The following is a 16,265-nucleotide window of genomic DNA, read 5'->3' as shown; positions in this document are numbered from 1 at the left end:
ATTTTGTTATCTGTATAATGTGAAATGTCCAACAAACTCTCTAGGATCTTTTGGATCATTCAGTTTAAGAACGTACCAGTAATCACCTGTTGGCAATTCATTTCCATGATATCTACCGTCCCATTTTCCGTTTACATGGTATTTCGCTACTACTCTACCATATCTGTCATAAATATCAAACGTTAATTCTTTGTAAGCTAATGCACCACAATCTGGACCAATAGTATCATTTTGTCCGTCACCGTTAGGTGTAAAGTAGTTTGGCATACAGAAGTCATAGAATGTACCATGAACAGTTATTGTAGCCTCACAACCATTTTTGTCTCTAACGATAACCACATAATCACCTGTTTTATAGATTCTATAACTATTAGATGATGAAAATGGTTCACCATTGAAGCTGTACTCGTAAGGAGCAACTCCGCCAGAAGCTTGTACAACAATTGTATTGATGTCTTTGCTTTGGTTTGTGATGTCTATTAAACCAAGTTCTGCAACTGCATTAACAGTAAAGATTGGAGTTGGCACTTCACATCCGTTAGTATGTCTTGCAACGATGAAGTGATCACCAGCAGGAACATTTGTGAAAATGTTACTTGGCTGGTATGTTCCACTGTTATCTAATGAGTAATCTACATCAGTAGGATTAGTATTAGAAGCATCAATTGTCACAATTACCATATTTGCTTGTGCATTGTTAACACAGTCGTATGTTACTTCTGCAACAGGCTTAAGAATAACAGCTTTATCCATTGCTACCTCTAACATAGTAATACAGCTTGCATCTTTGATGTACACATTATGGATTCCTCCTTTAAGAGCACTGAAAGTATGCTGAGTACCATTAACCGCTACATAAGTTCCGTTTTCATTATCTAGACTTACTGTATATGGAGGTGTTCCTCCAGAAATTTCGATACTGAATTCTCCATCTTTATCACCATCACAAATCTCCTGTACAATTGGACCAAGAACTTTTCCTACTAATAAGTTTGGTTCTTTGATCTCGTGCTCAAGGATTCTGAAACAAGAATTTTCGTCTTGTACTAAAATTGTATACTTACCTGGTGCTAAACGATCAAATACTGATTTTTCATCAAATAAACCTAAGTTTGGTGAAATTGCATATTTAATTACACCTGTACCGCCAGATGCAGTCACTGTGATTTTTCCATCATTTGCAGCGAAACATGTTGCATCGGTTGCTGTAGAAGTAACTGTAAGACCTTCATTTGGCTCATTAATTACTATCGCAGCAGAATCATATTGACAATCTCCACTATCTACGCGTACAACGTAAGTTCCTTGAGGAAGCAAATCAAAATATCCTTCAGATTGCGCTGGTCTCAATTGATTACCATTGCCATCAAATAAAGTATATTGATAATTTGTTAAACCTCCTTTTGCAACAGCATCAATTGCCGCAGTTGCATCTCCTTTACAGTAAACAATAGCATTGCTTAAGTCTACATCTAATGTTAAAGGTTCTAATTCATCTATAGTTACGTTATTAGAGATAGACGAAATACATCCATTAGTATCTCTTACAAAGTACTGGTGATCTCCAACTGATACTGGGAACGTTGCTGGCAATGTACCTAATACTGTTGTAAAGTTTTTATCAGCACTATATTCGTAAGTTCCTGTTCCTCCAACTGCTGTTAGTGTTAACGTTGCATCAGTTTTACAAGTAATACCTGTAGCCAATTCTAATGTTGGAACAATTTCTGCTGGCTCGCTAATAGTAACTTCTACTGTTGTTCCTGAGCAATTAAGCTGATCTACAATAGTTACTGAGTATCTTCCTGCGCCTAATCCTGTGAAGATTGGTGAATCTTGAGACACAGTAGAGATAACTGGAGTAACTGATAACATGTTTAAGATGTAAGCATAGTTACTTCCTTGACCTCCTGTTACACCAGAAACTGTAATTATTCCATCAGTAGCTCCATAGCAAGACAATGTTGTCGCTGTTGCTGTAGCAGTTGCAGTTATAGGCAACGGATTATTTAATTGTACTGTTGTTGTTACTTCACAGCCTCCAAGATCTTTTACTTTTAATGTATAAGTTCCTTCTGGTAAATCTGTAAATTCAAATTTATCAGAGTATAGTGAAGTTACTGGTCCAGTCAATTCATATTGGTAAACTCCTGGCCATCCTCCGTCAGCAGAGATTACAATTCTTCCATCGTTTCCTGGTGAACAAGAAATTGGATTGTGTATCTCAGAAATCTCAAGCGCTTTTACTGGCTGTTGAATTGTAAAGCTTGTCTCAACCTCACAATATGGTGAGCCAACAAGAACCGCTTTTACATTATAATTTCCAGCTTCTAAACCGCTTACAGTTACTTTTCCTGTTGCATCACTACTTCCTCCTGTAACTGGGTTTCCTAAATTATCTGTAATAGTATAATCAAATTTACCTGCGTCATCAGTTGGTACTTTTAAATTATCTACTAGAACTAAATCTACACTTCCATTTAAAGCTCCATAACATGTGATGTTGCTATAGTTTTCTACAATTAAATCGAATGTATTTGGATCGTTAACAAAATGATCTTTCTTAATAATACATCCAGTTAATGGATTTCTTACCGAGATTACATATTGTCCGATTGCCAAACCTGTAAATGAACCATGTGTATATGTTTGATTATATACAGTTCCTTTTACTCCTGTAACTGTGTACTCTAAAGGCGTTATTGTACTACCATCAAATGCTTTTACGCTAACTACTATGCTTTCGTTTACTGCACAAGTTATTGGCGTAATTGCAACATCAATTCTATCCATTGCAACGAATGGGAATACTTCACTTTCTAGAGATGTACCCATACATCCTTTATTGTCAAATACATTTACACTATATTTTCCTCCAGCGTAATCCGTTTCAGTGTATACGTTAGAAGGTCCTTCATAAACGATATCTGTTCCGTTTTTAATAAACTGGAAGTATGTATATTTACCTGACCCACCCAGAATTGTGCTCATATCTACGGTAACTGTAGCGTAGTTAGATGTATTATCAGCTGTACATTTATATTGGCTCACCACTGGTGGTTGAACTGTAATAAGATCTGGTTCAGTTACTCTAAACGGTAACGGTGTTCTACAACCTCTTGCAGAAACAGCAGTTACTGTATAATCTCCCGGTTTAAGGTTTGTGAATGTACCACTATCTTGTTTTGGTAAATTTACATCTCGTACTGGGCTTCCTTTTGTTGTACCAAATAACTCATACTTGATAGGGCCGTCATTTAATGCTCCTGAATCAATAGAAGCTGTAATAGTTCCGTTTGTATAACTAAAACAAGTTACTCCTGTTCCTGTTACTTTAAATCCAGAAACTGGTAATGCTGGGTTAATGTCAAATTCTACTCTATCTGTACATTTTGTTACTGTATCATACACTTCAATAAAGTGATGCCCAGAAGAAACTTTTATAAATTTAAAGCTCGCTCCTGTTTGTGGGAAACCATTATTGTCTAATGTATAAATATAGTTTGCACTAGACGAACCTCCTGTTGCACTACCATTAATTTCTCCATCGTTTTCATCACAACTAGGCAATAAATCAAGACTATAGCTTAATACTAATTCGTCTGAAATAACTACTTGAGTTGGTGCTGTAATTGTACAGCCATTAGCATCTTTTACTGTAACAGTGTATGCACCTGGATTATCAATTACAAATGTTTCACTGTCTTGGAAATCTACACCGTTTAAGCTGTATGTAAATGGTCCGACACCTGAAGCTACTCGCACTGTAAATGTATATTTACCTGTAATGTTGTCTCTACATTGGCTGTAAGGATCAATTGTAATACCTCCTGGAAGTGGTGCTGTAGAAATATTCTGAACTTTTGTAAGAGAACAATTGTTCAAATCTTTCACATACACATCCCACGCAAGTTTTGTTCCGTTATCAGTATCTACTTCAAGTACATTACTGTCTCCATAAACTGGAGCAGATGTATCACCTGATTCTAATACTGCATATTTGTAACCTGGCGTTCCTGTACCATTCGCAACTGTTACTGTTATTAATGCCGTTTTCTTGATACAGTTGATATCTGTAGCCACTGAAGTGAAATCAAGAGCATTAGCTGGCTGATCAATTAAGAAATTAGTCACCTCGTCTGTACAACCAGATACATTATCTGTTACTGTGAAAGTATAAGTTCCTGCACCTAAACCTGTATACGTAACTACATCACCTGTTTGAACTGGCACTATCGCTAACGGATTTGGACTTAAGTTATAATTGTATTGTCCTGCTGTTATATAGTTGCTAATTTCAAATGTAATAGCTCCTGTACTATCTCCGTTACAGAAAACATCATTTGATGATTGTTCTATAACACTGATTTCTGATGCTTTCTTAACTTCAATAGAACCTGTTGCATAACAATGAGAAGCATCGTCTGTTACTTTAAACTCATATACGTTACCTGCTACTAAATTAGGGAACACTCCTGTATTATTAGAAACTACAAAAGCAGCTGGGCTAGTAATCTCATAAGTATACGCTGTTCCTGCTGGTGGTCCAGTAACACTTGTAACCGTTACCGTTGTTACAGCTCCAGGTGTATTACAATAGATAGGTGTTGCATCTAGAGTAATTTCTTTTGGTGGGTTATAAGGGTTTACAACTGCATCTCCTGAAACTCTACATCCGTTTTTGTCTACTACAACATATTTAATTGTTTTTGCAGTATTAACTGGGATACTATTAATAATATCAGAGAAATTCACTCCGTTATCAAAACTATAGCTATATGGTGACGTACCAAATGTAGCGTTAAGTGTTACCACAGCATCTACAATATTATTAGTTGTACTACATCCAAATGGAGTTATTACAGGAGTTACATCCAATTGAGCAGGCTCAATAATTTCAATATCATGTGTTACAAAACATTCTTTAGCGTCTTTAACATAAACATGATATATTCCTTTAGCTAAGCCAATATATTCGCTTGTTAGAGGATCATAAGTTACTCCACCATCAATACTATATTGATATGGTTCAAGACCACCACTTGGTGTAATGGCAAAACTTCCGTTGTTATCTCCAAAACAGCTAATATCCTTTTTAGTGTATGTAAACTCAGGAGTTGTTTTAGGAGAAACAATTACTTCTTTAGAAACTGCCACACAACCTGCTGCATCTTCTACTCTAAAAGTATAAGTTCCTGAATCGCTTGTTGTAAATGGCATTGATGGAACATCATCAAATGAGCCACCATCTTTTGAGTACTGAATAGTTTTGTAAGGCAATGTATATGCGCCTTGAGTTGCTACTAAATCGATGACAGCATCTCCTGCAGTACCTGGTTTACAAGTGATATCATCTCGTAAAGTTGCTGTTAACAATAATTCTTGGTTTAATGTGTATTTAAACTTCGTAACCGAAGTACAACCGTTACCATCCATAATAGAAAACTCATAATCGCCCGGAGCATCTAATCTAAAAGTATCATCATATGTCCATCCGTTTCCTATGTTATATCTAGGTGCACCTGTTCCAGTTGCTACAGTACCTGAAAGAGTAACTGTTATTGGACCACCTGTATAACATACATTGCTAACACTATCAATAGTAGGGTTTGGATCTACTACAATTGGGATTGGAATTTGTGCTGTACAATTATTAGCATCTTGAACGTAAGCTATCCAAGTTTTTGATGGATCTAAAACGCTGCTTGCGCTAGCACCAAACACTGGAGTCGCTCCATCGGCTGCAAATGCATATTTGTATCCTGTACCAATAGTACCTCCTTCACCTTTTACAGTAACTTTTGCACCAAATTTACAGTTAGCATGTGTATTGCTTACTATTGAAATTGCAATAGGGTTTGCTGGCTGACCTACTTCTGCTTCTGCTGAAGCTTTACAGCCTGTTACTGAATCTTCAATATCTATTTTATATTTCCCTATAGGAAGTCCTGTTACAGTAATTACATCGTAACCTGTGTAACTAACTTTTGTCGCTGTACCTGTTGCAGGTCCGCTTACATTATATGTGTATGCACCTGTGAAGTTTGCAATCGTAAATGCAACAGAACCATTAGCTTGTGCTGGTGTTTCGTTACAATCTACATTTTTCACGTTTGCACCAGAAGCTGTAATATTTACTACAGGCTCAACTGTGTGATTCCCTTCGATTGAACACCCATTGCTGTCTGTTGCTTTGAATCTATAAGTATCTGGATCAAGACCTGTGAAAATTCCTGATGTTGCACCAGTAATATTTCCAACTGCCGATGCAGGAGAAACAATCGCATAAGTGTAACCTGGATAACCGCCATTTGCAACAACCGTTACATCAGATTGTGTAGCTATACAAGTAACATCAGTTCCTGTAATTGTTAATCCAGTTAGCATTTTGTATGCATCAACATCTACTGTACCGTTAAATACGCATAAGTTTTTATCCTGAACAGAATAACTAATTGTTTTGATACCTGTAAAATTACTATCAACACTTAATGTATTATTATCATCATAATCTGTAGCTGTACCAAACTTATATTTGTATGGTCCTGTACCTGTACCAGCTGTAACATTAACTGTTACAATTGCCTTACGAACAGCATTATTTACTGGATCACAGTTGAAAGGTGCAACTGAAGCAGATGCAGCCAAAGCTTTAGGTTCTGTAATTACAATATTATTTTTTTGTAATGTACATGAAGTACCATCTTGCACTGTAACAGTATAATTTGTTCCTGCATCTAAACCTGTGAATTCACTTTCATCTTGAGGACCCCAAGTAGTTGTACCATCTGTCAATGTGAATTTAAAAGGTCCCACTCCGCCAGTAACATTAACTGTTATTGCACCATTACCGCTGTTTTCACAAGTTAAGTTAGTCTCAATTGTATCAAATGTGATTGCAGGAATTGCATCTATTTTCAACTTCTCTGTTACAAAACAAGACGGAGTTGCAGGGTTACCTGTATCAGTAACTCTAAAAATATAATCTCCGGCTACAGCAGCATTGAAAATATTTCCTGCTGTTAATGTTACTGGTAAGTATCCAGTTCCATTTAATGAATACTCAAGAACATAAGAAGATCCTTCTCCGCCTGAAGCTATAAGTTCTATCTGAGCATTTGGTGTTGGAGTACAATCTAAACCTTTTTTCTTCTCCACTTTTAGTTTCAATTGCGGATAAACTACAAAACGTTTAGTGTCTGTACAACCATTACCATCTTTAATTGTTATATCATAATTTCCAGCTGCATTGAACTCGAAATCTGGATTTGTTGTAAAATTACTTCCGTTTACGCTATATGTTGGCGCATCTGCAATTGATGGATCTGTTGTACCTGTTACTGTAATTGTAAATGGCGTAGATCCGTCATAACAGAATGGTGCAGGCATATCAACAACAGGATCTGCATCTTTTGTTAAAGAGATATCATATTCTGCAATACATCCGTAAGCATCTAATGCATATACAGTATAATTTGCTGCATTTGCAAAGAAAGTATTGTTAGTCACCCAACGTGTATCTTTAGGATCTGTTGGTGCTGCATCTGTTTGTAATAACAGCATGTATTTGAAATATGCTGGTCCTGTAGCTGGGAGAACTGGAACAAAAGGAGTTCCACCAACTGCACTAGCCGTGATTATTCCTGATAAATTTTTACAATTTGCATCTTTAGAAACAGAAGCTGTAACCGTTAATAATTCCGTTGATTCTTTGATATTAAAATTCACAGAAGGAACTCCACATCCGCTATTTCCACCTGAAGTTTCTGTAATTATAACATAATACGTTCCTACTGGCAATGGCACCGACGATGCAGGGTTTATTGTAACTGTTGCACCAGCTGGAATTGTTGTTGTTCCAGCAGTACCCATTAAAACATTCGTAAATGCAGTAAAAATTTCATATTTAACATTTACTGGAGTAGCATAAGGGCTTCTAATATCAAAACTTACATTTCCGTTATTTGCTCCCTTACATGTAATGTTTTGTGGAGTAAAACTTTCTATTGCCAATGTTGATGTACTTGGAATAGGGTCTTTTGACGTTTGGAAATAATAGCATTCTGTGCTTTCATCGTAAATGATAAAAGTATATGTTTTACCAGGCGTAAGACCTGTAAATTCTGCTACTTTACTTCCTGGGAAAGTTTCATCTATCCATCCATTTGCAATATTTGCAATAACAGCTGGATCTGTTGGATCTGCTGGATTAACAGGTTTAATCCATGTTTGAGGTGTGCCATTGTAAATATTAAAATGGAAAGCACCGCTTCCTGCAAAAGCACCTAAAATTTCAACTGTAGCTTTACCTCCATTTGTACAATCTGCAGTTGTAGAAACTTTAATTCCTAATTCGGTTACTGGTGCCGCAATTAAAATATCCTCTACGATACCAGGCGCACAACCATTTTTATCTTCAACTCTAATTTGATATAATCCGAAATTTACAATTTCAAAGTGAGCAACACCACCTGTTTGATTATCAAATCTTTTGTAATAACCACCAATACCAGTTACGATATAACTATAATCTGCGGTTCCACCTGTTACCTTCTCAATCGTGATACTACCTTCAGTGATTCCTTTACCAGTACATTTAAGAGGTTTAAAGCTATACTCAATCTTGATTGGATCTGGTTCTGTTATCTGTGCAAATGCTGTAACTGTACAATCATTAGAATCTTTTAATGTTACAACATAATAACCTGCAGGTAATCCTGTGGTTTGTGTACCAAAATCATTAACAAAAATAGTATGCGCTAAATCTTGATATTGTTCTACTTTAATATCAAATGGTCCTACACCTTTAGTATTGTCATAAACTATTGTAAGCGCACCTGTAGTAGCTCCGTTACATAAAATATTTATTGGAGTTACAGATGTAATTACTGGAGTTGTTGGTGTTTTAATAATTACAGCACTTGGTATAGTTGCAGAACAACCATTTGCATCAGTTACTGTAAATATATAATTTCCTTGTGTAGTAGTTTCAAATACTCCTGGGCTTGTAAAAGTTCCAGTAGTAGGATTACTTGTATATGTATATCCAGGATTTCCTCCACCAGGGATTAATGTAATTATCGCTGCTTCGCTACCAACAGTACAAGTAATGTTCTTGTCTATTCTAGCGCTTAAAGTTACTTTATCATAAACATGTATTGGAGCAGTTGTAGTTGCAATACAACCATTTCCGTCTCTAACTGTTATAGTATAGTCTTTAGCAACTGTTACGATAAATTTATTATCTGTTTTAAAATTTGTACCATCAATGCTATACTCTAAAGTTCCTACTCCAGAGCCATTTGCTGTAATAGTATAATCGCCATCTCCTAAACATTGTCCAACAGCCGAAGCAGTAACTGTAGGTGCTGCATCTACTTTAACATTAACATCTATTTTAAATGTACATCCGTTAGCATCTTTTACCCAAACATCCCAATCTGGAGTTGGAGTTATGCCAAGATCTGCTATATTACTCGCTTGATATTTTGTTGAAGGATCAGTTCCATCTTGTACAAAAGCATAAGTATAAGTTCCAGTTCCACCATCGGCAGTTACTGTAATTTTAGACGTTGCAGATTTACAGTTCGCATTTTTTTGGTCTATTATAGCAGTCAATGCTTTTACAGGTTCTGTAATTTTTAATGTTGCAGTATCTGTACATCCTGTTTCTTCGTCTGTAACAATAATGCTATAATCTCCATCAGCTAAATTAGGTATAGTAACTGTTGAAGCAGATACACCTGTAGTCTCTACACCATTAACACTATATTTATAAGTTGTATTAAAACCTGAAACATTTAATAAAATTACTCCGCTATTATCATCTTTACAATATACTTGTTTAGAGATAGAAGCATTTAGGTCAATATTTACAACTGGTTTAACTTCGTATGTACCAATAGCGAAACATTTGTTGTTATCTGTTACTTTAAATTTATAAATCCCTACTGGTAGATCTGTAAACACTCCAGAAGTTGCCCCTGTAACATTCCCTGTTTGAGAAGCTGGCTCTATAATAGCATAAGTTACAGGATCTACACCTGTTGAAGCAACTTTTGTTACTGTAACTGTACTTACTTGTCTTGTAGCAGGTTGACAGAAAATAGGAGTTCCTTTAATTTCAAGAATTTTAGGTGCGTTTAATGCTTTTAAAACTCCGTTACCAGATACAGAACATCCGTTTGCATCGGTTACGGTATAAGTATAAGACTGATCTGTTCCTGCAGTATTATCATTTAAAGTTAATACGTTAGCTCCAGGAGCTCCGCTTAAACCTCCTCCATTAAAACTATATCTATATGGTGCAGTTCCTCCAGAAGTAACATTTAAAGTAACTGTTCCCGGTACTTTAGCACTGTTTACATCACAAGAAAATGGTACTACATCAATTGAAACAATTAGTTTTTCAGGTGCTGTTAAAGTAATTGAACCGCTATGTTTACATCCTTTTCCATCAATTACTTCATATGGGTAAGTTCCTTCTCCTAAATTAGAATAATATGTGTCATCACTAAATCCTAAATTATTAAAATTAAATTTATAGCCACTACCAGATCCACCTGTTGCCTGTAATTCTACAGCACCATCGCTATAACCATCACAAGACGGATTAACAAAAGATTTTACAGATACTACAGGATTTGTTATTGGTAAAACTGTAGCACTTACTTTTACATTACATCCGTTAGCGTCTGTAATATCAAATTCATAAGTATCTGCATCAGCTGCTGCTACAGACAGTACAATTGGTCCTGCTGTAATTGTGTTTACACCTCCAGCTGCTGCTGTTCCTTTTTTAATAGTATAATTATAAGATCCTTTACCACCTGTAATGTCAACAGTAATTTGTGCATTTGGTGTAGCAGTACAATCCAATCCTTTAGTAACAGATGCTAAAGCTGTTAAAGGTTCGCTCACCACTATACTTGTAGGAGCAGTTGCTCTACAACCATTTTTATCTTCTACAGTTACTGTATAAATACCCGCTGGAACATTAAATGTATTTCCTGTTTTAAAAGTTGTTCCATCGATACTATATTTCAATGGTGCCAATCCGTTACCAGTAGCCGTAATCGTAAAAATATTACCCGTACCAGTTGGTCCACACTGACTATCTAAAACAGCCGTAACTGTTGGTTTTTGTTCGCTCTCAATATCAACTGTAAAACTTCCTTCACATCCATTAGCATCTTTTACATAAACGGTCCATTTTACATTTGTTCCTAAATTAGTATCAACTGTTAGAACTTCACTTGTACCAAATACTGTCGGTTTTGGATCTGTACTTCTCGCTACAGCATAAGTATAATTTTTAGTTCCACCCATAACCACTACTGTAATATCAGATTTACCGTTATTACAAGTAATCTTAGTTGCTGTTGCTGTTACATTTATCGCAGCTGCTGGCTGAGTTAAATTAACAGTATATTGAGCCTGACAATTAGTAACTTTATCCGTAACAGTAATAGTATAATTACTGCTTGGCAAATTAGTTAAATCGATAGTTAAATTTGTTGTATCAGTATTGCTTCCTACTGAAGCATTTGCACTATTTACAATGTTATAAGCAAATCTTGTTGTTCCTGAAACAACAAATTGTACAGAACCTTTATCTCCAAAACATTTTACAGGGGATTCTACAGTACCTGTTACCTTAATTGCTGGAATACCAGATACAGTATGATCTATAGTTAGACTACATCCATTTTTATCTGTTGCTTGAAATGTATACAATCCTGGGCTTAGACTAGCAAAAATACCATCAGTATTCTCCGCAGAAACTGTTGGAGTAATTATTTTATATTTTATTGGACCAACTCCACCTTGCGCTTTTATAGTTACAGTAGCTGTATTAGCAGGACAGCTTAATCCACTATCTGAAACAATATCAATAGCCGTGATTGGATTTTTAGCAGCAATTGTAACTTTTAATGGCCCAATTTCACAACCATTTTCATCTTTGATATAAGCCGTTACATCACCTGCGATATCTGTTTCGTATGTATTTTTTGTTGAATAGCTGGTATTGTTATTAAAACTATATTGATATTTTGGACCTGTACCGTTACTTGCTGTAACAGTTACTATAGCCTTAACAGTATTATTACCATTACATCCAATTTCTGTTGCTTTAATATCACCTTTTAATTCGCTTGGTTGTGTTAATGTAAATGTTTTTACATCAGACACACATCCGTTATCGTCTCTAACTTGGTAACTATAAGTAGTATTGGCACTTAATCCTGTGTAGGTTGCGTTTGTTTTAAACCCGCCATTATTAAAATTATATTCATAACCACTTCCTGATCCTAAAGAACCTGACAATACAACAGATCCTGTTGCGGCACCATAACATTTAGGGTTTTCAGGTGCAGCTGAAGCTACTGGTTTAGTAGGCGCTTTAATTTCTGCCTGTGCTGTAGTTTTACAAACAAACTTTTGCGAGTCTGAAATTTCAAAAGTATAAGTACCCGGTACAGTTGCTGTAAAGGTAAATGTATCAGAAGTTGGATAAGCAAATGTTCCTGCACCTGGACCTGAAACAAGAGTTACACCAAATGGAGATTTTCCTCCTTCAATTTTACCTGTAATAATTGCAGAAGCTGTTGCTGGCGGTGCCACACATTTTAATGTTTGCGTTACAGAAGCAGCAACAGTAAGTTCTGGTTCAATTACAATTGCCTCTGTATCATCTTTACAACCATTTCCATCAGTTACCGTGATTACATAAGAACCTGGCACTAAATCTTTGAAAGTATTAGAATCAACAGCTGGCGCACCATTTATGCTATAAGTAAAAGGAGCCGTACCACCTCTTACAGTAACTACAATAGTCGCTTTGTTGGTAGCAGTATAACAAAGGTTTGAACTTGTTGCTAAAACTGCCTCAATTGGGTCTGGCGTATTAACAGTGATTGTAACATCAACATTATTTTTACAGCCATTTTTGTCATATGCTTTTACTTTATATACTCCTTTATGGACATCTATAAAATCAGTGGTCATATTAACTAGATCTGAAACAGGCTGCCTTGGTTTTACAACCGCACCTGTAGCAGCATCCAAAAGTTCAAACTCATAAGCTGGAGTTCCTCCTGTTGCTTTTGCTCTAATAGTAGCACCTTCTATACATGTTGCTGGTTTAAAAATCGTTGCTGTTACATCTAAAACTGGCGGTGCTTTAACATCTTGAGTAAGTGGTACTAAACAGCTTCCTGCCTTATCTTCATAACGCACTTGAATTTGATAGTTTTTGCCTTCAAGATTTTTAAGCGTTACACTTCCAGAAGATGCAGCTGGTACTGGTTTTATTGTTGTCCAGTTTAGTCCACCATCTATAGAATATTGGAATCCTTTCTTAGGATCAAAATTTACTGCACTTATAGTAATTTCTCCGTTTTTATCTCCATAACAAAGCACGTCTTTTACTCCTGTTACAGATGCATTGAAAACTTTTGATGGATCAATAGTAATATCAAAATCCTGTACTGTACCACATGCTCTTGGTATCTGACGAACCCAGATATCATCCATTACTAAGTCATTACCTCCATATTCCGTACTTCCTGAACGAATTTTGAAAGTTAATTTCTTGTTATCTCCTGGATTTAATGCTAATGATTTTAGTAACCATTTATTTCTTTCTGGTCCATTTTTATCTTCAGCAATTTTTCCTGTTTTATCAGTTGCAACTACATTGCCATCCTCATCAACTAATTCGAAGATAAGAATTGGCGAATCCCCATCTTTACCAAGTTTAAGTAAGTTACCTACATAAAGGTCAATTAAAACCGGTTGATTTGGAATTACGTCAACAATATCTTTACTATATAAAACACCATAATCTCCCGCTGCTTTTCCGATATTGATCAATAAAAATCTTCCTTTTGAATCTGGTGTCGCACTACCTGCGGTAGTGTGGTCTTTAAAGTGATACCATGCTCCATTTCCTGTATATCTTCCTCTGTTATCATAATCATCACTTCTCCAAAAGTCATTTGCAACAGAATACTGGTTATCCTCTACTGAACGTGTAGGTGTACCATTTAAAGAACAAGTATATGGTGGATCAACTCTTTGGTCATTGAAGCAATATGTACCTGCAATACCTGGTGTTGTAGTTGTTCCTCCACTACCGAAACTTTCAACTAATAAATTACTATATGTTTTTACACTCGTTACAGTATATTCTACTGTAATAGTGTGAGGACCTTGGGGAACATTTAAGAATACATTTGATGGCGTATTCGGGTTAAGGAAACCATCAATGTAATATTTGTAACTGTATTTTGCATCTGGCACTCCACCATTTACCTGAACAGTACTAGTAGCCGAACCATCACAATTGAATACAGGATCTAAAATTTTAATTTCTGGAGCTGCTGGTTTTGGATCTAGATAAATACCTGTCATATCGTAAGTACATCCTGCCGCATCTTTTATACTAAACGTATATGGACCACCTGGCTTAATATACATCTCATTTGAATTCTGCCAAGGAGAATCCATAAATTTATATTGATACGGATTTGCTCCAGGGAAAGGAATACCACCCTGTGGGTTCACAATACGAGCAAGACCTTTTTCTTCTTCTCCAGCAGGACCACAACCTGATAAAGCCGCAATACCTGCAGAAGCAGATAACGGGTTTGCCGCTCCAACTGTAGTCATTATAGGTGCATCTGTACAATAAGAACCTCTATTTCCAGTCACACCATTTTTTCTATACTGTACAATTACATAGTAAATTCCAGAGTCTAGATTTGTAAATGTATTTCCTGTCTGATAACTCGCTCCATTGTTAATACTATATTGCAAATCAGTAAATCCTTTTGCTTCTGTTATATTTATGGTAATGCTTCCTTTACCTCCCGTACAATTTCCATCTACTTTCTGAACTGTATACGTAGGTTTCTCAACAGCACCAATAGTAAATGTTTTATCTGCTGTACATCCGTTTGCATCTTCCACACGCACTACATAAGTTCCTGATTGGGCTACCGTAACTTCTCCATCAACATTTGCAACATTCACAAATCCTGCGTTATTAATATTTACAGAATAGCGGTATGGCGTTTTTCCTCCAGTTGCAGAACCAGTAATTATTCCTGTTGCACATGGACTTAAATCTTTCGTTTGAGTAGATGTGTTTCTTAAAGTTGATGGGCTAGCTACAATTACTTGATTTGTTTTTGTATCCTTCATACAGTTTGGTGCACCTACAATTGTAGTTTCTACTGTATAAGTTCCTGATGTTAAACCCACAAAAGTATGCTCGAAATCAGTTGTAGCAGGAGTTGTAATATTAGTAGGTCCGCTAAGTTTGTATATATATTGTAAATTGGCATTTTTATTAATATTATATACTCTAATGCTACCTAATTCTCCACTACACTTAGGCGAATTTATTTGAGTTCCAACTGAAAAATCTTTAAGTTCAATTACAATATTAGGAACTTTAAAATCACAAGAACCTGATACTCCTTTTAATCGGATAAATACGTTATAGCTTCCTGCTGCCGTAACATTAAAAATATTACTATCCTGCCATGTTGATGGTGGAGAAGTGCTTGTAGTTAATCCATATTCATAACCACCTCCAAAACCGTTAACTGTAATTTTTCCGTTAATCGTACAAGTTGTACCATATTTAATAATATCATTTTTAGCAATAGCGCCTGGATCAAGCGTATTCTGATACACATTAAAATAAAAGGTATATGGTATACCTGCATTATCTACAATTCGAACTCTGAATTGTCCTGCTTCGCTTGCCACATAATCAACTGCAGTTCCAACAGATTTCCAGCATGAAGCGGCTGATGATTCATTTGCACAATTGGTATTCAAAACATTTAAACAAGAACCTCCTGCATTAAATTTTTCCCAAACAATTGATATTGGATTTACGAGTCCTGTTTTAATTTCCCTAGTTTCATTACTTCCACAAAGAAATAATTTTGGCAACTCTTTACCATCATTTGGACAGATAGAAACTGTACCCAAGTAAGGAGACTGTGCATACTTAATTGCTGGATTGACCATTGCAAAAGCAGGTTTCCCAGGTCCATTTTCTGAATTAGTCCCAAGACCAAATTGACCGTTAAACTGATTATTTGCTTTTAAGAATAAATTCTCATTCGAGCTTGAATTAAGCTTTGAATTGAACGCAACCCAATTTTGCGAGTAGGAAGCAAAATTGAATAGCAGAGCTAAAACAAAAATCAGCGTTCTTAAAGTAGTAGGTTTTTTCATAATCATTT

Annotated in this window: 1 protein-coding gene; it reads right to left on the bottom strand. The window is 35.9% G+C overall.

Annotated features, from left to right (window positions below; all coding sequences use genetic code 11):
- Nucleotides 1-6: 6 nt before the first annotated feature.
- The gene (locus tag JI750_RS05160; RefSeq protein ID WP_201999244.1) at nt 7-16,257 is read right to left on the bottom strand and encodes a T9SS type B sorting domain-containing protein; all 16,251 of its coding nucleotides are present in this window, start codon (nt 16,255-16,257) and stop codon (nt 7-9) included.
- Nucleotides 16,258-16,265: the final 8 nt, after the last annotated feature.

It is taken from the genome of Flavobacterium tagetis (genome assembly GCF_016735615.1).
GTDB classification, from domain to species: Bacteria; Bacteroidota; Bacteroidia; order Flavobacteriales; family Flavobacteriaceae; genus Flavobacterium; species Flavobacterium tagetis.
The sequence above is the reverse complement of the archived record's forward strand: the minus strand, read 5'-3'. Positions and strand labels throughout refer to the sequence as shown.